General features: G+C 37.9%; 16 protein-coding genes. 9 read left to right on the top strand and 7 right to left on the bottom strand.

Features of this window, described 5'->3' with window-relative positions:
* Positions 1 to 26: 26 nt before the first annotated feature.
* On the bottom strand, positions 27 to 983 hold the full coding sequence (locus AA650_RS13690; protein ID WP_053539438.1) for a stage II sporulation protein M: 957 nt from the start codon (positions 981 to 983) through the stop codon (positions 27 to 29).
* A 79-nt stretch (positions 984 to 1,062) separates the two neighbouring features.
* Here AA650_RS13690 and AA650_RS13685 point away from each other — a divergent pair, with 79 nt between their 5' ends.
* Together AA650_RS13685 and AA650_RS13680 are read left to right on the top strand one after the other, a co-directional pair.
* Complete coding sequence (locus AA650_RS13685) at positions 1,063 to 1,914, top strand: DUF975 family protein (RefSeq protein WP_053539437.1); 852 nt, start codon at positions 1,063 to 1,065, stop codon at positions 1,912 to 1,914.
* Positions 1,915 to 1,929: 15 nt separating this feature from the next.
* Positions 1,930 to 2,709 carry an RDD family protein gene (locus AA650_RS13680; protein WP_053539436.1) on the top strand — a complete coding sequence of 260 codons (780 nt, stop codon included), beginning with the start codon at positions 1,930 to 1,932 and terminating at the stop codon, positions 2,707 to 2,709.
* Positions 2,710 to 3,080: 371 nt separating this feature from the next.
* Here AA650_RS13680 and AA650_RS13675 read toward each other — a convergent pair whose 3' ends face one another.
* Positions 3,081 to 5,093 (bottom strand): cation:proton antiporter domain-containing protein, encoded by a 2,013-nt coding sequence (locus AA650_RS13675; RefSeq protein ID WP_053539435.1) that lies wholly within the window; start codon positions 5,091 to 5,093, stop codon positions 3,081 to 3,083.
* 182 nt (positions 5,094 to 5,275) lie between these two features.
* Entirely contained in the window at positions 5,276 to 6,553 is a 1,278-nt protein-coding gene (gene purD / locus AA650_RS13670) for a phosphoribosylamine--glycine ligase (protein ID WP_053539434.1), read from the bottom strand.
* A gap of 37 nt (positions 6,554 to 6,590) precedes the next feature.
* Here purD and AA650_RS29120 point away from each other — a divergent pair, with 37 nt between their 5' ends.
* Positions 6,591 to 6,716 carry a hypothetical protein gene (locus tag AA650_RS29120; RefSeq protein WP_255540003.1) on the top strand — a complete coding sequence of 42 codons (126 nt, stop codon included), beginning with the start codon at positions 6,591 to 6,593 and terminating at the stop codon, positions 6,714 to 6,716.
* A gap of 1,157 nt (positions 6,717 to 7,873) precedes the next feature.
* Here AA650_RS29120 and AA650_RS13665 read toward each other — a convergent pair.
* The 3 genes from AA650_RS13665 to AA650_RS13655 all read right to left on the bottom strand — a co-directional run bounded on the left by AA650_RS13665 (position 7,874) and on the right by AA650_RS13655 (position 10,811).
* Positions 7,874 to 8,194: a hypothetical protein gene (locus AA650_RS13665; RefSeq protein WP_053539433.1), complete on the bottom strand. Its 321-nt coding sequence runs from the start codon at positions 8,192 to 8,194 to the stop codon at positions 7,874 to 7,876.
* Between the two features lie 1,125 nt (positions 8,195 to 9,319).
* Positions 9,320 to 10,075, bottom strand: a complete 756-nt coding sequence (gene cobA, locus AA650_RS13660; RefSeq protein ID WP_199924249.1) for a uroporphyrinogen-III C-methyltransferase — start codon at positions 10,073 to 10,075, stop codon at positions 9,320 to 9,322.
* Positions 10,068 to 10,811: a sirohydrochlorin chelatase gene (locus tag AA650_RS13655; protein ID WP_053539431.1), complete on the bottom strand. Its 744-nt coding sequence runs from the start codon at positions 10,809 to 10,811 to the stop codon at positions 10,068 to 10,070. The genes cobA and AA650_RS13655 overlap by 8 nt, the downstream gene beginning before the upstream one ends.
* 112 nt (positions 10,812 to 10,923) lie before the next feature.
* On the opposite strand from AA650_RS13655, the gene AA650_RS13650 reads away from it, so the two are divergent.
* Positions 10,924 to 11,541: a CAP family protein gene (locus tag AA650_RS13650; protein WP_053539430.1), complete on the top strand. Its 618-nt coding sequence runs from the start codon at positions 10,924 to 10,926 to the stop codon at positions 11,539 to 11,541.
* 597 nt (positions 11,542 to 12,138) lie between these two features.
* Here AA650_RS13650 and hpnI read toward each other — a convergent pair.
* Entirely contained in the window at positions 12,139 to 13,338 is a 1,200-nt protein-coding gene (gene hpnI, locus AA650_RS13645) for a bacteriohopanetetrol glucosamine biosynthesis glycosyltransferase HpnI (RefSeq protein WP_053539429.1), read from the bottom strand.
* 1 nt (position 13,339) lies between these two features.
* Here hpnI and AA650_RS13640 point away from each other — a divergent pair, with 1 nt between their 5' ends.
* The 5 genes from AA650_RS13640 to AA650_RS13620 all read left to right on the top strand — a co-directional run bounded on the left by AA650_RS13640 (position 13,340) and on the right by AA650_RS13620 (position 20,680).
* Positions 13,340 to 14,962, top strand: a complete 1,623-nt coding sequence (locus AA650_RS13640) for a cyclic peptide export ABC transporter (protein ID WP_053539428.1) — start codon at positions 13,340 to 13,342, stop codon at positions 14,960 to 14,962.
* 111 nt (positions 14,963 to 15,073) lie between these two features.
* Positions 15,074 to 15,457: a DUF2237 family protein gene (locus tag AA650_RS13635; RefSeq protein ID WP_053539427.1), complete on the top strand. Its 384-nt coding sequence runs from the start codon at positions 15,074 to 15,076 to the stop codon at positions 15,455 to 15,457.
* Between the two features lie 480 nt (positions 15,458 to 15,937).
* Positions 15,938 to 17,629: a hypothetical protein gene (locus tag AA650_RS13630; protein ID WP_199924248.1), complete on the top strand. Its 1,692-nt coding sequence runs from the start codon at positions 15,938 to 15,940 to the stop codon at positions 17,627 to 17,629.
* Complete coding sequence (locus AA650_RS13625) at positions 17,626 to 19,620, top strand: WD40 repeat domain-containing protein (protein ID WP_053539426.1); 1,995 nt, start codon at positions 17,626 to 17,628, stop codon at positions 19,618 to 19,620. The genes AA650_RS13630 and AA650_RS13625 overlap by 4 nt, the downstream gene beginning before the upstream one ends.
* On the top strand, positions 19,613 to 20,680 hold the full coding sequence (locus AA650_RS13620) for an ATP-binding protein (RefSeq protein ID WP_053539425.1): 1,068 nt from the start codon (positions 19,613 to 19,615) through the stop codon (positions 20,678 to 20,680). Before AA650_RS13625 ends, AA650_RS13620 begins: the two co-directional genes overlap by 8 nt.
* Positions 20,681 to 20,734: the final 54 nt, after the last annotated feature.

Raw genomic sequence — 20,734 nt, 5'->3', positions numbered from 1 at the left:
TTCCTTCGCGCCTTTGCGTGAGACATTCATATTTTCTTCTTCCGACTACAATACCTCACCAAAACCACAAACAAACCCATCCCAAACAAATATTTAATTGGATCTGGAACAATCGGATTTGGAGACAAAAAACCCTCAATTAAACCAGCAACAATCAACATCGGCACAATCCCAAAAACCAATTGTACAGCCAAAGAACCGTAAAATTTCAACGCATCACGGCGGCGATATTTACCAGGAAATAAAATTGCCCTTGCCAGCAACAAACCTGAACCTCCCGCAAAAAATATCGCAGGTAATTCCAAAGCACCATGAGGAAATACAAACGCCCAAAACGGGTAAGCCAGATTATTTTGAGCAACTAAAGCACCAATAGCGCCCATTAACAAACCATTGAATACTAATAAATAAATTGTATATAAACCCGCCGTAATTCCCCCAGCTACAGCCCCAAAAGACACAGAAATATTATTCATCATAATATTACTAGAAGCTAATGGTTCAATCCCCACAATCGAACCCATCCATAATTCACCCTTATCTCGCACCAGAGAAATCAACCTTTCCGGTACTACCAAAGACATAAAACTCGGATCTTGCCAAGCATACCACCAAGCAATTAAGCCTCCCAAAATGAACATAGCGGTGGCTATGGCAATGTATAGCAACGTTTGCTGCACCACTTGAGGAAACCCCCACAGGTAAAATTCCTTCGCTGCTTGCCATTCCTGTCGCCGCGAACCCTGGTAGATTTGTGTATAGGCGCGAGTTGTCAATGATTGTAAACTTTGAATTAAAGTTTTACCAACTTGCTGAGTCCGCGCCCTAGCTAAATCCGCTGCTACAGAACGATATAAACTCGCCAGTTCCCTAATTTCTGCCGAACGCAGGGACTTTAAGCGTTTTTGTTCTACCTTCTTCAACAAAGCATCTAAACGCTGCCAATTAGCCTCTCGTCTTCCTATCCAACGTTGAATATTCATAAAATTTCTAAATACTTAGTACAGATTAGCTTAAAATAACTTCAAAGTAAGCACCGTATCTTAGGAAAAAATTAACACCATGTCTGGAAATTTTGGTTCTTCTAACCCTATTCAACCATTAAGTTTAGGTAGTGTTGTCAGTGCGGGAATACGATTGTACCGTTCCCATCTCAAAAAATATTTTCTCATAGCCCTTAAAGCTTATGCTTGGTTACTAGTTCCTATTTACGGTTGGGTGAAATTTTATGCCCTTTCAGCCCTGATTTCTCGATTAGCTTTTGGCGAATTAGTTAACCAACCAGAAAGCGTCTCATCCGGTGAGCGGTTTGTCAATTCCCGCTTATGGGAATTTTTTGTCAACATTATCCTCATGCTCGTCATTACTCTAGGAATTACATTTGGATCTATACTTATTGGTGGTTTACTAATAGGTATATCAACAGAATTACTAGGAGGATTACAGGATGCAAATCCAGCTAATATAGCTATTATCATTTTAATAACTTTGGTAGAAATAATAATCATTTTTACAGGAATTGTATGGATAGGAACTAGATTTTATTTAGTAGATGTTTCCCTAGCTATTGAGGATGATGTTAACGGTAGTTCAACGATTAATCGTAGCTGGGAATTAACCAAAGGAAATATCGGCAGAATAGTGTTAATCTCCCTAATTGGTAGTTTAATAACCATTCCCATCCAACTTATTATTCAAATCATCACTAGTATTGTTCAGTTGATTTTCACACCTTTACTAAAAGAGGGAAATGCTGGTTTTTCAATGATTTTTTCCCTGTTAATTCTTGGGCTGACTTTTGCTGGTTTAGCATTAATTACACCTTTTTGGCAAACAGTTAAAGCCGTTATTTATTATGACCTTAGAAGTCGGCGAGAAGGGTTGGGTTTACAATTACGTGATCACGATATTTAATTAAATTCAAATATAATGCACCTTTTTAATCGCATTAAATTCACTACACCTGAAAGTGTAGAAATAGAATTTACCCTGGCTGGAATTGGTAGTCGGGCTTTAGCACTAATGATTGACTACCTAATTTTAGCTTTTACTTTAGTAATATTGGCGTTAATATGGTCGTTTATTTTTCAGCAAATTACTGATTTGGGAGTTAGTATTTTTGGCTCTAATTTTGGTTTGTGGTTGATAGCCATATCTCTATTAAGTTTTTTCTTTATTTACACAGGTTATTTCGTCCTTTTTGAAACTCTTTGGCAAGGACAAACACCCGGTAAAAGGATTGCTAAAATTCGTGTTGTGCGCGATGATGGTAGACCTGTGGGTTTACAACAATCAGCATTACGAGCCTTACTCCGTCCTCTTGATGAATCCTTATTTATTGGTGCTTTTTTAATTACTTTTAGTAATCGAGAAAAGCGTCTTGGTGATTTAGCTGCTGGGACAATTGTAATTCAGGCAGAAACAGTTGTGAAATCATCAAATTTAGCTATTTCTGAAACAGCTAAATCTTTCCATATTCAATTACGAGAAATAGCCGATTTATCACTTTTATTACCAGATGATTTTGCCATTATTCGAGAATATTTACGCCGACGCGGTGGAATGTCCACAAAAGCCCGGACAGCACTTTCTTTAAAACTCACCCAACAGGTTCAATCTATTATTAATTTAGAAATTCTGCCAGGAAATATTGCCTCAGATGTATTTTTAGAAGCTGTTTATCTCGCCTATCAAAACCCTGAATTTTAGAGGTTGTTTGAAAAGTATTAGATGCAACCGATCATCTCCAGAAACCTAACCTCCATTCCTCTAACATCCCTCTAAGATACAAGGTTGGGTTGTGGAACGTAAATGTATCCCTGACGGGAGGCGTTAGCTATAGGCGTACCCCTGCGGGAGCCGGAAGCATCAGCCATAACCCAATATTATCATGGATTTTGTTGGGTTTCGCTATCGCTCAACCCAACCTACATTTCCTTGGGACTTCCAATTAAAAAAATACCCAAAAATTTCTTGTGGTGCAGGCCGAAAAGCCTGCTAATCATCAAGGACAGGCAGGATGCCCATCCCACAAAATTGGGTAATTTATTTTTTGGTGTTCCCTTAACCGACAAGTATTGCTACTTAATGGTGATTTTACCTTCAGCAAATTGGATTAAAGCTGTTAATTCTTCTGCTGATCCTACCACTAATAGGCGATCGCCTAGAAGGAGTGTAGTTTGACTATTGGGATAATCAATTTCTTCTCCATCAACCCGACAAATAGCCATTAAACTCACCCCAGTTAAATAACGCATATTCACTTCTTCTAAAGTCATGCCAATTAAAGGTGAATCTGCTGGTAAGTCATACCAACGACGATTTAGATCACGGGTGACTTTTTGTAAATATTGAGAAACTTCAGCAGCAGAACTTTCAGGGCGTAAATCCAAATAATGATCTTGGCGAATTTGTTGCATTTTCTCTTGTACCACTTCTGGTAACAAACCCACAGTAATTAAGAGATGATTTACCATTTCCAAACTAGCTTCAAATTCTGGTTGGACAACTTCCTTTGCCCCCAATTGATAAAGAAGCTCAATATTTTTATCTTGGGTAGCACGGACAACTGTATCTAATTCTGGACATACTTCCAAAGATCGTTTTAAGCATAGTCGAATACTAGCAGGATCTGGGAGTGCGATCGCCATTCCTTGAGCATGACTAACACCAGCAGTTTCTAAGACATGAAGACTCACCGCATTACCATAAACATAGGCAATTCCTGCTTCCCTTAACTGTTGAATCCGACTTTCTGATTGGTCAATTACTACCACAGATAATTGATATTGCTGTAACAACTTCACCAAATTTTTACCCAGTCGTCCATAACCACAAACTACGATATGATTTTTCTGTGGCAAATCTTCCGAAAAATCACGAGCTTGGTCATCCACCAAATATGGTTTTAGCCAAGGCATAGATTCAGCAAAATCGAATAAAAATGGCACTAATCGCAAGACAAAAGGAGTCAACATTAAAGTAACGGCAGTAGTTCCTAAAATTAGTAAATATATCCGCCGAGACACCAAACCTAAAGATTGCCCTTCACTAGCCAGAACAAAAGAAAATTCCCCAATTTGTGCTAATCCCAACCCCACAATTAAAGATGTTTTTAAAGGATAGCGAAACAGGCTTACTAAAGGAGTAATAATTAAAAACTTACCCACAAAAACCAAAGCCACCAATCCGAGAATCAATTCTAGATTTTGCCACAAAAATACCGGATCAATCAACATCCCAATGGCAGCAAAAAATAAACTAGCAAATATATCCCGCAATGGTTCAACAATAGTCAAAGTTTCATCAGCATATTCCACCTCAGAAATCATCAATCCAGCGACAAATGCCCCCATTTCAATAGATAACCCCAAGTATTCTGTGAATATGGCAATTCCTAAACAGATGGTGACAATACCTAATAAAAATAACTCCTTACTTTCCGTTCTGGCTAATAATCTGAGTAAGGGAGGAATTAACCAAATCCCCGCTACAACCGCACCAGCGGCAAATAAACCAATCTTTAGCAATGCCATCAGCACAGCAATGCCAATCACCTCTCCTGGTGCATGGAGGGCTGGTAAGACAGCTAACATTAGTCCCAGGGCTAAATCCTGGACAACCAACATCCCCAGCATCACCTGACCGTGAGGTGTTTCCGTCTCATTGCGTTCCATTAAGCACTTGAGAACCACCGCAGTGGAAGACAGAGACAAAATCGAACCCAAAAATACACCCTTAGCGGGCAAAGTTCCCCAAGCGCCAGTGACACCACAGACCAAAACAGTGATGAGAATAGTCAGGATAATTTGTAAAGTACCACCTCCGAGAGCGATCGCTTTAACTTTCCTAAGTTCCGTTAAGGAAAACTCCACACCCAAAGCAAACAACAAAAACGCCACCCCAAACTGAGCCAAGGTTTCCACTTGGATAAGTTCCTTAATCAGTCGCAGTCCAGAAGGACCAACAACCATCCCACCAATGATATATCCCAGCAAAACAGGTTGTTTTAACAGCGCAGCTAATAGTCCACCGCAAGCTGCAACAGCAAACACCAAAACTAAATCAATAATTAAACGAAAATCTTCTTGCACCAGTTTTAATTAAGAACTATAAACAACCATATAGATTCAGCATACAAACTTTTAGCAATTTGCGGGGAGGGCTGCGATACAAGAAAATATAGCAGGGGGGCAGGGGGGGAGGATTTATTTAAGATTCCTCTGCGCCTCTGCGCCTCTGCGAGAGCAAAAAATCTAATTCAAGTACCCAAAAATCAGCCTAAAACCCGATAACCAATATCTCGGCGATAATACATTTCATCAAATTGAATGCTCTTTATACCTGCATAGGCTTGAGCTAAAGCTGCTTGAAAATCCTCACCCAAACCAGTGACATTTAACACCCTACCGCCATCTGTCACAACTTCCTGGACGGCATTTAACCTTGTCCCCGCGTGAAAAACCGTCGCCCCTACGGTCTGGGCTGCGGCAAAACCAGTAATTACCTTACCCTTAATATACTCTCCCGGATAACCACCAGAAGCAGCCACCACCGTCGCCGCTGCCCCTTGTTTCCAAGCAATCGGCGGCATATTTCCTAACCGCTGTTCTATACAAGCCAAAATTAAATCTTCCAAAGGTGTTTCTAGCATTGGTAAAATCACTTGGGTTTCTGGATCACCAAAGCGACAGTTAAATTCTAAAACCCGAAAATCCCCATCTGGTGAAATCATTAACCCCGCATACAAAATGCCTCGGTAGTCAATGCCCCTAGCCTGTAAGGCGTGAATAGTTCTTTCTAATACTTCTGTTTGTACCCGTGCCATTAACTGCGGTGTGGCTATTGGGGCGGGAGCATAAGCACCCATGCCCCCGGTATTGTCTCCTGTATCACCTTCACCAACACGCTTATGATCTTGAGCAGGTAATAATGGACGAATGGTTAAACCATCGGTGAGAGCTAAAATAGATACTTCTTGCCCGACTAAACATTCTTCAATGACAACGGAACTACCAGCAGATCCAAATTGTCCTTGAAAAATTGCCTCAATTGCTGCTTCAGCTTGGGCAATGGTTTCGGCAACTGTTACCCCCTTTCCAGCCGCTAAACCATCGGCTTTAATCACAATGGGCGCACCTGCGGATTGAATGTAAGCTTTTGCTGGGGCTGCTTCTGTAAATACCGCAGATTTAGCTGTGGGAACTCCGGCTTCTGCCATTAAGGCTTTAGCCCAGGCTTTACTTGCTTCTATTTGCGCCCCTTCCTTATTTGGACCAAATACCATTAAGCCTTGATTTTGCAAATAATCAGTAATTCCCTGAGCTAAAGGTACTTCTGGTCCAACAATTACTAGAGGAATATCATTATTTACCGCATATTCGCTAATACCAGCAAAATCATCCACTGCTAAGGGCAAGTTTTCACAACCGGGCATAGTTGCAGTACCACCATTACCTGGTACACAGACCACTTGCTCGATTTTATCAGATTGCAGCAGTTTCCACGCTAGAGCGTGTTCCCGTCCCCCATTCCCGATAACTAAAACTTTCACTTATTTCCTCGCGCGTAATCCAGCAAAACGAGAATATATGATACCATCTTCAATTGTCCAAGCTGGTAATCTGGCTAGATTTAGGGTTTGTGTGCCAAAAGAGCGAACTGCTTGCAGCAGCACTTTGCGATCGCACAATCATAATCTAATAATATGCTCTTAGTTTTATCCTAGATGCTATTTATTAGATATGTTGTGATAAGCTTAAATTATAGAAAATCAATAATACTTTTGATATTTATAACTTTTAGCAATTTGCCTTTAGATTTTCTTAATAATTAATTGAGAATCTTTTCTATTTATCAACGAGGTTGCTATACTTTCAGCGATTTGCTATAATTTCAGAGAATTTCATAATTGGCTTACTATTGTCAATTTTAGATCTTTCAGAAGATGTTAGTCTCAAACCCTTTATTGACAGTAGTTTCAGAAATTAATTTCCCAGGCTAATACAAAACTTTACAAAAATTTTAGCCATAAATTTGCTCAGAAATGATCTAATTTGAGCGATAGTAAAAATTTACTATTGACAAATTGACAAATAAGTGATTAGTAACCTTTCAACGTTATTAATTTTAGTGATATGAAGTCAATATGAATCACTTTAACTTCGATATATGGTAGGGGTTTAGCACTACTCATTGGTGTCAACTTAGGTTACAGATGGCTTATTTGTTTGGCTTCCACACCCGCCAGGGAATAAATTCCCTGTCTCATAGCTCAAGTCCGTTAAAACGGACTAATGAATTTTCCTAGTATTTAGTCATCTTTTAGATGACTTTCGCTATTAGCAAGGAACTTGAGTTCCTTGCGGGATGAAGATTTTGCGTTAAGTTGACACCATTAAGCTTTTGCTTTACTCCTACCCACAGAATCAAATTATTAAGGCGTGTTGAGTATAGCATATTGCAATGACAATGACATTACGGTATTTGGTGAAAAAATCGCTATTTCTGGTAATAATTATAGCTAAACCCCGTCTAAGATGAAAACCATAGTTATTGAAAGTAGTGGGAGCATCTTGCTCCCTGCTGTTAAGTAGCGAGCAAGATGCTCGCATTACTTCAGGTTTCAAAATGGATGAGGTTTATAGCCATTAAGTAGAGATATTCCGCCGGAACGTCCTAACTACCCTGTCTGGTGCTATACAGCACTTCCTGATGTTATGAGGTACGGTTTTTTATCGCCAAACCCGTAGGGGCGCAGGGTCTGCGCCCTCCATTGCATTTCATTAGAGCGAGAATTGGGGGTTTTTGGCAAGGAAAGGTTAATATTTTTGATGATTTTGATCCGATTAGTAGGTCGCGGTTCGCTATCGCACTAACTTAATTGAGATTTTATATGTTCAGAAATTTGTCTTTTATGGATTTTTTGTAAAATATCTTTGCGTAGTTCGCATAAGCCGAACCATTCAAAAAAATCCATTTCATCTCCTAAATTTCCTGAGTTAAATTGTTCTAAAAATTGTTCAGAAGTGAGTTGATATTTTTTCTCAAATTTATCTATATCTAAGTTATAGATAGCGAGTTTTTGACGATAACGGGTTAAAATTAAATTTAAAAGTTGTCCAATAATTCTATCTAATTCTGTGTTGTCGCTACAGTTTTCACCCAACAGTTCTAATTTTTCTAATGTATTCATAATTATATATATGTTTTTAGTGAAGTTTTTCTTGATTATACAGTATTCGAGGCAATAAATACCATATATAGGTGCGGCTCTTTTAGGAAGACAAAATACTACATCCGCTTAATATTGAATTTTAAATGTTTATTGATGATTTCTGAATTTTGCTAAGTAGGTTGGCGTTAAAAATTGTCGTTATGACAAGGGAACAGGGAAGAGGTTTGGGGAGATTTTACTTTTCTTTACACAGTTTGGTTTTATAATTTTGACCTACTTATATTATTCATAATGGCTGTATGATAAGTTTAAATTATAGAAAATCAACAATACTTTTGATATTTATAACTTTTAGCAATTTGCCTTTAGATTTTCTTAATAATTAATTGAGAATCTTTTCTATTTATCAACGAGGTTGCTATACTTTCAGCGATTTGCTATAATTTCAGAGAATTTCATAATTGGCTTACTATTGTCAATTTTGGATCTTTCAGAAGATGTTAGTCTCAAACCCTTTATTGACAGTAGTTTCAGAAATTAATTTCCCAGGCTAATACAAAACTTTACAAAAATTTTAGCCATAAATTTGCTCAGAAATGATCTAATTTGAGCGATCGCAAAAATTTCCTATTGACAAATTGACAAAGAAGTGATACATAACTTGTCACCCGTTAAGGGGTAAAGCAAGAGCTTCATTGGTGTCAACTTAACGTAAAACATCTATCCCGCAAAGAACTCAAGTTATCTCATTCCCAGTCAGAGACTGGGAATGAATTCTAGAAGGCTCTGACTTCAATGATATTAGAGGCAGAGCCTCATTAACTGCATTCCTAGTCAGAGACTAGGAACGAGATGTGGTAGGGATTTGAGATTAAGTTGACACCATTAAGCTTTTGCTTTAAGTAGTGAGACAAAATTAATTACACAATGTCATTGCGTTAGCGCAGCGTGGCGTTAGCCATATGGAACGAAGTGAAATGAAGCAATCATAACCCTTGCGATTGCTTCCCTTCGCTCGCAATGACTGTAAATATTTTTGTCTAATTACTTAAAACATTTAATACAACAATCATGACTTTTCAAACACCCTCTAAGGTAGTATTCAGGAGGCATTCAATGTTGTTAAACTTAACTAATTCATAATTATTTAGTTTCCTTTCTTTCCTTACCAGATAATATATCGTGCATCTTAACGACTGCACCAATTACAGCTATTGCAGGTGCAAGAAATCCTTTTGTTTCCACTTGTTTGACAATTGTTCCTAACTCACCAATTAATTCTTCCTGTTCTGGCCGAGTTCCCCAGCGAATTAAGGCAATGGGTGTATCTAAACTCAATCCAGCTAGGGTAAATTGTTCAATAATGTAGGGTAAATTATGAATACCCATATAAATTACTATAGTTTCCGAACCGTGAGCTATCGCTTGCCAATTTACCTGGGGTTTATACTTACCAGCGGATTCATGTCCAGTTACAAAAGTGACAGAAGAACTATAAAGCCGATGGGTTAAAGGAATACCAGCATAGGCGGCAGCGGCGATTCCCGATGTAATTCCGGGGACAACTTCTACCTGGATACCTGCGGCTATTAATTCCGCCATTTCTTCCCCACCACGACCAAAGATAAAAGGATCACCACCTTTGAGGCGGACAACTATGGCATGATTTTCTGCTTTTTCAATGAGTAATTCGGTGGTGACTTCCTGTAACAGTGAATGTCTACCCATGCGTTTACCCGCGTTGATTTGTTCGGCTTGGGGGTTAATCATTTCCAGCACTTCTGGACTCACCAAAGCATCATAAATAACCACATCTGCACAAGCTAATAAACCTTTTCCTTTGAGAGTCATGAGTCCAGGATCTCCAGGACCTGCACCGACTAAATAGACTTTACCCAACAACTTTTTCCTCTTCTTTGATGAAATTCTCGATTAAATTCGCAAATTCTCGACTTGTTCCTAATGGTTGTGCGAGTTGAAAACTGACTGATGGAAATTGTAATTTTAGCGTTTCTACTGCCAGAGCGATCGCATCAGTTATCCCACCTGTAAATAAAAAATAGGGGAAAATCGCAATTCGTCCATAACCAGCAGCGATTAATTCTTGTACTCTGACTTCTAAACTGGGAGGGACAGACCAATAGGCTGTAACTGCGCCGACAGTAGCTGCTATACTTTCGACAGAGGTATGAGAACCAGCCCGTCGGCTACCATGAGCTAAAATAATGGATACATCTGCTTTAATCGTAGTCATTATCCCCGCGAAAAACTTTTCTAAACCAGGATAACTACCAATATAAGGACGCAATTCTATTATCATTCCTTCACTGATAGCCTGTTCTGCCAGGGCGATTTCTGCGGGAATATCAGTCATCACATGAAATCCCGGTAACAAAAATAGGGGAATAATTTGCAGCTTTTTACAGCCAAAAGCCTGAACAAGATGAGCAAAATCTTGAATTTGCAGATGTAAAGGTTGGATATTTGCCTCTAGGGTAGCAACTTCTACGAAATTTTCCCCTGGGGGTAATATCTCTCTTAACAGCCTAGCTAATTGCTGCATAGCCATATCTGGACGAGGATCACGACTCCCATGAGATACTAAAAGATAAGCGGTAATGTTGTTAAGTTGCATATTAGGTAAATCAAACAAAAGCCGCAGCGGGGACTGTAAAGATTAAATCACAATTCGCCCTATACTCTGACTTTGTTCAAAATTCATTCTTGTTATAGGAAGGATAAAAATCATGAATAAACTTCTTTTATATTTTGCATTAACAACAGGTACAGCGTTAACCCTCGGACTCACAGGAATCATTCCCTCTCAGGTGGCAAATTTAATGCCAATTGGCAGCAATCCTGCTTTAGCGCAAACAAATATTGATTTGAATGTTCTTAGAAGCAATGCTTTGTCTAAACATAACGTTTATCGAGCTATCCATCGTAGTCCCAATATGACAATTAGTAATTCTGCTAATAACACTGCTCAAACCTGGGCGCAATACTTAGCAGCCAATGGATTGCTTCAACACAGTGCAGCTAATCAGCGCAATAATGCTGGAGAAAACTTATATGTTTACTACACTACAGCCCCTTCGATAAGTTCAGACAGCCTGGCTAACACAGCAGTTCAGTCATGGTACGATGAAGTCAAAGCTTATAACTATAATAGTCCAGGTTTCTCTTCTGCTACCGGGCATTTTACCCAGGTTGTGCGGAAAAGTAGCACCCAGTTAGGTTGTGGTGCGGCAAGAGGCACTAAAACTATGAATGGGACTAAATTCAACGCTTTCTATGTGGTCTGTCATTATATACCCGCTGGTAACGTGCAAGGGCAGTTTCCCGCCAACGTTCTAAAACCGTAGGGAAAAAGTCATTTTTCTGTTTTCTATACTCAAAACGGTTGGGACATAAGTAGGTGAACACAATAAAACCAATCTATGTAAAGAAAAGTAAAATAGCCCAAACCCTCTTCACTCTTGCCTTTTGCATGAGTGCCTCTTGCCTTGCCATAACGACGATTTTCAATGCTAACCTACTTAGACTTTTGCAAAATTATGAAAAACTTAGTAGTTCGTCAAATTTATTTTGACGGGTAATGATCGGAAAAAACTTCTGTTCTTCCCTTCCCCCTGCCTCTCTTCTCCCCCTGCTTGTCTTCTATTGGCTTCCACACCCGCCAGGGAATGAATTCCCTGTCTGATAGCTCAAGTCCGTTAAAACGGACTAGTAAAGCAGTGCGAAAGTCAAAAGTCAAAACGAAGACAGTATAGGCTTTTGGACGATTGAGAATAGTTGGTTTATTTATGCCGTTGTGTACTAGTGTTTAGTCATCGAAAGACAACTTTTGCTATTAGCAGTTTTACGTTAAGTTGACACCTATGAAGCTCTTGCTTTACCCCTACGTTTAGAATCAAACAATCAAGCCGTTTTGAGTATAAATCTCTACTAATTCTTGATTCCTAACTTTTGATTATTTGCAATTTACCATTTTTAACTAGTTTAAATTTTGTCCCTCGCCATTCAATAGTATTACCAAAAAATCCACAACACCAAATTATAAATCTCACTATATCCGCAACAGGAATCAGCCAAAAGAATTTTTTAGTAACTGCGTCATTGAGAAGTTTTACTCCTATTACCCAAGCCATAATTAATCGCATTAGCAAAGTGATGGAGAAAACCAAGCAAGAAAAAATAGAACCACTGCTAGTTATTAATAATAGTAAACTAGAAACTGTGCCGAAAGTAAATATTAAGCCGATATAACCCCAGGGACGAGAAACACGAATACAACGCGCCCAACGAATTTGGCGATTGATAGAATCTAATAAACTACTATATCCTAATCCGTGTTCGACGATGTAGTTAGATAATACTACTTTGTCACCTGCTTGGGTTGGTAAATAGCCGAGTTGATAATCATCTGCTAAATAATCAGCTACGGCGGCAAAACCGCCAATTTTTGCTAATGTGGTTTTACGCATGACAATGGTTGAACCCAAAGCGAATTTTATTCCCTCTAATTGTTTGCTAACTAAAATACCCGGTTGAAAGTCTGTGGCTGTACAAATAGCTTCTAAAATCGTGGCTATTCCTTCGGCTGTAGAACGGTATAAACAGGTGACAACACCGACTTTTTGATCTTGTAGTGGTTGAATAACTGTTTGCAAATATTCTGAACTGACACGAATATCACTGTCAGAAATGAGGAAAATATCATGTTTGGCGGTGGTAACAGCATTAGCTAAGTTACTAATTTTCAAATTAGCACCGATAATATGATCTTTCACCACTAAACTAATATCTATTTCTGGAAATTGTTGAATTAGTTTCTCAACTACTTCTATACTAGGGTCTGTGGAACTGCGGACACTAAAAATAATTTGATATTGGGGATAATCTTGTTGACAAAATGAAGCTAGGTTGGCGTAAGTCCCCTTATCAACACCACACAGGGGTTTAAGGATAGTGACAGGGGGATGGAAATCGGGGTTTATGGGAGGAGAGTCCCGCAAAAAAGCGATTCCTACGGAGCGCTTCGCTATCGCTGTATAAACCCCATAGGTGTAAAATAAAACGGCTGATAAACAAAAAATTAACATCAGGAATAGGAAATCAGGGAGTAAAACAACTGACAACTGACAACTGACAATTGACATAATGAATCTAATTTACTTTCTTTTGCGTTCTTCTTGGACAATGGTAGCAATAGCCATTATTACAGGTTTTTTCAGTGGTGGTAGTAGCGCGGGATTAATTGCCCTCATTAGTAGTGCTGCGAGTAAAAGCAATGCTGCACCTCTGACAACTATAGCCTGGGGTTTCGTCGGTTTAGTCACCGTGGCCTTAATTACCGGCGTGATTTCCCAAATCATGTTAATTCGCTTATCTCAAAATGCCGTTTTGCAATTAAGAATGCAGTTAAGTCGGCAAATATTAGCATCGGAATTAAGTCATTTAGAACAATTAGGAAATCCTCGCTTATTAGCCACTTTAACAGAAGATGTCCAAGCCGTAGCAAATGCTGTCTATGTCATTCCATTTTTATGTATTGATATGTCCATGGCTTTAGGATGTTTACTATATATAACTTGGCTATCTTGGTTAGTATTTATCATGGTTGTGCTTTTAATGTTAGTAGCTATTGGTAGTTGTAAATGGTTATTAGATAGAGGAGAAAAATTATTAGCTTTAGCCCGTGAAGATCAAGATGCCTTATTTAATAACTTTAGCACTATTACAGCCGGAATCAAAGAACTTAAACTCCACTATCAACGCCGACAATTTTTCCTCAGCAATCGTCTAGAAGCCACAGCCAGCAGATTTAGAAATCACAATGTTCAAGGTTTAACTTTATTTGCGACAACTACCAGTTGGGGTAAATTAATATTTTTCTTTGCTATTGGTTTTGTCCTCTTTATTTTACCGCATTTATTCGCTATTGATGCCGAAACCTTATCCGGTTATATTCTCACATTTACTTATTTAATGTTGCCGATGGATAATATTTCCAATAATTTGCCCCTCATTAGTAAAGCCAGCGTTGCTTTACAAAAAATCGAATCTTTAGGTTTATCTTTAGCCAGTCGGGCAGAACTTGCCACTGCACCTCCTAATTCTCTCATAAATTGGCACAGTTTACAACTTCAAAATATTACGCATACTTATTACACAGACAAAGAAGATAATAGCTTTATTCTTGGTCCAATTAATCTTACCCTTTATCCTCAAGAACTAGTTTTTATTGTTGGTGGTAATGGTAGCGGTAAATCATCTTTAGCCAAATTAATTACAGGGTTATACATTCCTGAAAATGGCGAAATTATTTTAGATGAAAATTTGATTACAGAAAATAACCGTGAATGGTATCGTCAACATTTCTCTGTAGTATTTTCAGATTTTTATTTATTTGAAGAACTACTAGGATTAGAAAATAATAACTTAGATATTCAAGCCCAAAAATATTTAGAGAAATTGCAACTTGATCATAAAGTCAAAATCAAAAATGGACAACTTTCCACTACAGCCCTTTCTCAAGGACAAAGAAAACGCCTCGCATTACTAACAGCATATTTAGAAAATCGGCAAATTTATCTATTTGATGAATGGGCTGCTGATCAAGATCCCTTGTTCAAAGATATATTCTATACTCAATTACTGCCAGAATTGAAAGCCCAGGGAAAAACAATTTTAGTAATTAGTCATGATGATCATTATTTTCATTTAGCCGATAGAATTATTAAATTAAACTATGGTAAAATTGAATTTGATAAACTTCCATAAACTTAAAAAATCAAGACCTACGCAAAATATCTCTCAAACCCTCTTTCTCTGCGTCCTCTGTGCCTCTGCGGTTCGTTTTCCCTAATAAATTAAAATTGTGAGGAATTAATCATGACAGAAGCTAAAAACGTACTGGGTACAAAATTAGAAATTTGCTGCACTTCTCCCATGACTGGATTTTACCGTGACGGGTTTTGTACCACAGGTGGACAAGATACGGGAATGCACGTCGTTTGCGCTCAAGTCACAGAGGAATTTTTGCAATATACTAAATCCCAAGGCAATGATTTGAGTACACCTGCACCTTATTTTAGTTTTCCCGGTTTAAAACCCGGTGATTGTTGGTGTTTATGCGCTGCAAGGTGGCAAGAAGCCCTAGAAGATGGTGTAGCACCGACCGTGGTTTTAGAAGCCACTCATGCTAGGGCGTTAGAAGTTTGTAATTTAGCAGATTTGCAAAAACATCGGGTAATTCGTAATCAGGAAAATGGGTAATAATTATTAGCAAATATAGCAATAGTATATGAATTTTGAAAAAATCTGGGTAGCCAGTAGCCAGGGAATTTATTCCCTGTCTCAAAGCTGAAGTCGGTTAAAACCGACTGTTTTTAGAGTGCGTTTTAACGCACTTTAGCTATTAGCCCGGAAATTGATTTCCGGGCGGGTGTGGAAGCTGACAGATAAACCCAATAAACCGCCTGGGAATGAATTCCCAGTCTCATAGCTAAAGTCATCTAAAGATGACTAAAGAATAGAAAATTGTAAAATTGGGTAGGGGTTTAGCATTGCTAAACCCTTACAGCTATGATATCAAACTAATACCCTTATTTACCGCCCTTTACGATTTCACAGTTTTCTAAGAGTTTCTTTAATTCATTCTTGCTATTACTGGCAGATTTAAACCACACCACACTAGAAATTACACCAATACCGATGTTAAGACGGGTTTGTTCAATTTTGCCACTGTAAAATAAAATGATGCTTGCAAATGGTAAAATTGCTGATTTTATACTAAAAACTCAGATCAAGGTAGCTATGAATCAGAAAGTAGAAGAGAAAATTTCAGATTTAATCAAGTGGTCAAAACAGGCATTTTCTGATCCAATAGCTGAAGATGCAATGAATAATGCCAGGAAAGCAGGGGAGGCTTTGTGTAAAGCAATAATTCTTAATCATTATGGAGAAACTTTTGGTGAGGAAATTATCTTAGGAAAAAAGAAATATACAGGAACAGCAGAAACCAGAAAAAGTAAGGTAGATTTGAGTCAACTAATTACTATAGTTACTAAAGAAGAGGATTCACAATACATAACAATTGAACATCAAGGAAGCCGTCATAAAATTAAATCTAATCTTGAAGTAATCAGAACTCATAGTAATCTAGCTTCACATGATAGTAATGTTCCAGCAGATGAAATAAAAAGTTATGATTTAGCAGTTACAAAGCAAACTCTTAATAATTTAATTATTTGGTTTTTTAAAGATTATTTAAGTAGAGATATTCCTCCAGAATTAAAACCATTTATATCTTCATCCTTACCCATTATCCCCACAGAATTTAAAACTGTCATTGAGGATAAAACACAAATATTTTGCGGTCGTAAGTTTGTATTTGATGCTATTACTGCATTTATCCAAAATCACCAAAGCGGCTATTTTAGTATTCTTGGTGACGCGGGAATGGGTAAAAGTGCCATATCTGCAAAATATATAGTAGATAATCCCGGTACAATTTGCTTTTTTAATATTCGTACAGATGGTACAAACCGCCCTGATCAATTCCTTAAATCAATTTGTCAACAATTAGTAAATAGGTTTAACTTACAAAATGCAGAAAACGATAATTTATCTACTTTATTAACTAAAGTTAGTGAAAAATTAGCTGATTCTGTAAAATTAGTCATTGTTATTGATGCTTTAGATGAAGTTGATCAAGAAGATAATGGTAATTTGTTAAATTTACCGATGTATTTACCAGATAATATTTACCTGATACTTACCAGAAGACCTTACAATTCAGATGAGAAAAGATTAACACTTTCCCCAAATACTAAGTATGTAGAATTGGATTTAAGACAATATCAAGATAATAGTAAAGATGATATTAAAGCCTATATTTTAGAATTTATGGCTTTACCAAAATATCAAATAGGTTTAGACGACTGGATAGATAAACAAAATGGACTTAGTAAAGCGCAATTTGTTGATACTATTGCCGCTAAAAGTGAAAACAATTTCATGTATTTACGCCTTGTGTTAGAAGCTATTGCAGATGGATTTTATAAGGATGAAAAACTAGAAGAATTGCCTGAAGGTTTAGAGGGATATTATTATAGTCATTGGCGAATTATGGGAATGACTACTAGACCCTTACCCAAGGATAAAATTAAAATCATTTATGTGATGTGTGCTTTAAAAAGTCCTGTATCCCGTGAAATGATTGTCAAATATTCCCAGCAAGATAATCTCACAGTTCAGGAAGTTCTGAAAGATTGGACGCAATTTTTACAGGAACAAAAAACCTATCAACCGCCTCGTTATCGCTTTTATCATGAAAGTTTCCGCGATTTTTTACAACGTCAGGATATTGTGGAAGCTGCGGGGGTGAGTTTACCAGAAATTGGTGCGGAAGTTGCTAATAAGATGGATGAGGGATTAATACTATGAGTAACTTTCACAGTTTTTTTAATGAAAAGTCAGAGGAAGAAAAAGAACAGTTTTTACGTGAATATCTCCAATTACGATTCAATAATCAAGAATATGAGAAACTATGTAAATTATTGGCTAACTACTACTTTATTGAAGAGAAAATTAATCATCCTTTATTTGGAGTGCAATCACTAATTGAAGATTATGATTTATTAGATAATTCTGAAATCAGGAATAATTCAAATTATGCGGAAACTGTCAAAGCATTAAAATTAATTCAAAGGGCTTTATTTAGCTCAACACACATAATATTTAAATATCCAAAACAACTCAAGGGACAGTTATCAGCGCGACTAACATATTTTGATTTACCAGAAATTAAAAATTTATTAGCACAAATCGCCACAGATAAAAATACAGGTTTATATAGTTTAATAGGTAGCCTCACACCTCCTGGTGGTGGATTAATTCGCACTCTAGAAGGTCATAGTGAGTCGGTAAATGCGATCGCACTGACACCCGATGGTAAAACCGTCATTTCTGGTTCAGGTGACAACACTATCAAAATCTGGGATTTGGGAACAGGAAAAGAACAGTTCACCCTTACTGGTCATAGTGAGTCGGTAAATGCGATCGCACTGACACCCGATGGTAAAACCGTCATTTCTGGTTCAGGTGACAACACTATCAAAATCTGGGATTTGGGAACAGGAAAAGAACAGTTCACCCTTACTGGTCATAGTGAGTCGGTAAATGCGATCGCAGTCACACACGATGGTAAAACGGTGATTTCTGGTTCTGATGACAACACTATCAAAATCTGGGATTTGGGAACAGGAACAGAAAAGTTCACCCTTGAAGGTCATAGTGACTCGGTAGAAGCGATCGCAGTCACACCCGATGGACAAACGGTGATTTCTGGTTCTTGGGACAAGAGTATCAAAGTCTGGGATTTGGAAACAGGAACAGAAAAGTTCACTCTTGAAGTTCATAGTTGTTCCCCGGTAAGTGTGATCAGTACGATCACAGTCACCCCCGATGGCAAAACTTTTATTTCTGGTTCTTGGGACAGCACTATTAAAATCTGGGATTTGGGAACAGGAACAGAAAAATTCACCCTCAAAGGTCATAAGGTAGTAGAAGCGATCGCAGTCACACCCGATGGTAAAACGATGATTTCTGGTTCTTGGGACAACACTATTAAAATCTGGATTAAAATCTGGGATTTAGAAACAGGTACAGAAAAGTTGACCCTTGAAGGTTATGGTGATCGGGTAAAAGCAATCGCAGTCACACCCGATGGAAAAACTGTGATTTCTGGTTCAGGTTCTTGGGACAAGACTATTAAAATCTGGGATTTGGAAACAGGTACACAAAATTTTACCCTTCAAGGTCATAGTGATTGGGTAACAGCACTCGCACTCACACCCGATGGAAAAACTGTGATTTCTGCTTCGGGTGACAACACTATCAAAATTTGGGATTTGGTCACAGGAACAGAAAAGTTCACCCTCACAGGTCATAGTTCCTTAATAATTGGAATCGCACTCACACCCGATAGCAAAACCGTGATTTCTGGTTCATCTGACAACACTATCAAAATCTGGGATGTGGGAACAGGAACAGAAAAATTCACCCTTCAAGGTCATCGTTCCTATGTACGTGCGATCGCAGTCACACCCGATGGAAAAACCGTGATTTCTTGTTCATACATGACTATCCAAATCTGGGATTTGGGAACAGGAACAAAAAAGTTCATCCTCAAAGGTCATAGTGACTTGGTAAATGCGATCGTAGTAACACCCGATGGAAAAACTGTGATTTCTGGTTCTGATGACAACACTATCAAAATCTGGAATTTAGCAACCAGAAAGGAAATAGCAACTTTCACCGGAGAACGTTCTATAACTCACTGTGTAGTTGCTCACGATGGGGTGACAATAGTTGCGAGAGAAGAATCAGGAAGGTTACATTTTCTGCGTTTGCAAGGAAAGGTGACAGATGAATAGTTTATCTTTCTCTGCTTCAGCAAAGAGTGAAAATTTTGTTGGTCGTGATTTTGTCTTCACTGCTATTAATAATTTTCTCCACCGTTACCTCAAGGGTTATTTCACCATTGTGGGTGTTCCCGGTAGCGGTAAAAGTGCCATTCTTGCCCAATTTGTGCGCCAAAATCCCCATACTATTTATTACAATGTCCAAATTGCCGGTAAAAATCGAGTTGAGGCATTTTTTCCAGAGGTTTGTACACAGTTAAATTTATTGTTAGAGAATTTATCTAGCACCCCTCCCCAACCCTCCCCGCAAAGGATGACGGAGACAGGATTTATCAATGCACATGAGGGAAGTTGGTTATTTTCTACTTTATTGCAACAAGTCAGCGAGAATTTACCAGATCAGAAAATAATTATTGTCATTGATGGTTTGGATGGAATTGATATAAATAGTCAAGCTGTAGGAACAAATTTATTTTATCTACCGCGATATTTACCGGATCAAATTTATTTTATTTTCGCTCGTCGTCCTTATAAAAAGTCCCATAGTGGGTTGTTAATTGAAGCACCTTCACAGGTTTTAGATTTAGCAGATTATCCAGTGGAAAATCGGGAGGATATTCAAGCATATATTCGGAAGAAACGAACCGCAGAGACGCAGAGTTCGCAGAGAAATATAATTGAATTAATTAATGAAAATGAAGATAATTTTATGTATGTGCAGCAGGTTTTAAAAGCTATGGCTGATGGTTTTTATTCTGTCAATAATTTTGAGCAAATTCCCCTAGATTTAGAAACCTATTATCAACAACATTGGCAAAAGATGCAAGGTGATGGTTTATCTGATGTTGCGATGGATATTTTGCGGGTTTTAACTGCTGAAGAAACTCAACCAATGTCAACGGTAGCTATTAGTCAAATTATCAAGGCTGATGTTTTTGATGTGGCGGAAATTATGGAAACTTGGTTAGAATTTCTGCAAGAAATACACACAAATAAGGAAACTAAATATCAATTGTATCATCACAGTTTCCGGTTATATCTTCATGATTACAGCACTTTGCGTAACATTTAAATACAATAATTAAAGGAATAATTTGCAAAATCAAGATGAAACCTGTCTCAGTCG

The sequence above is a fragment of the Anabaena sp. WA102 genome (assembly GCF_001277295.1).
Lineage (GTDB): Bacteria > Cyanobacteriota > Cyanobacteriia > Cyanobacteriales > Nostocaceae > Dolichospermum > Dolichospermum heterosporum.
The sequence above is the reverse complement of the archived record's forward strand: the minus strand, read 5'-3'. Positions and strand labels throughout refer to the sequence as shown.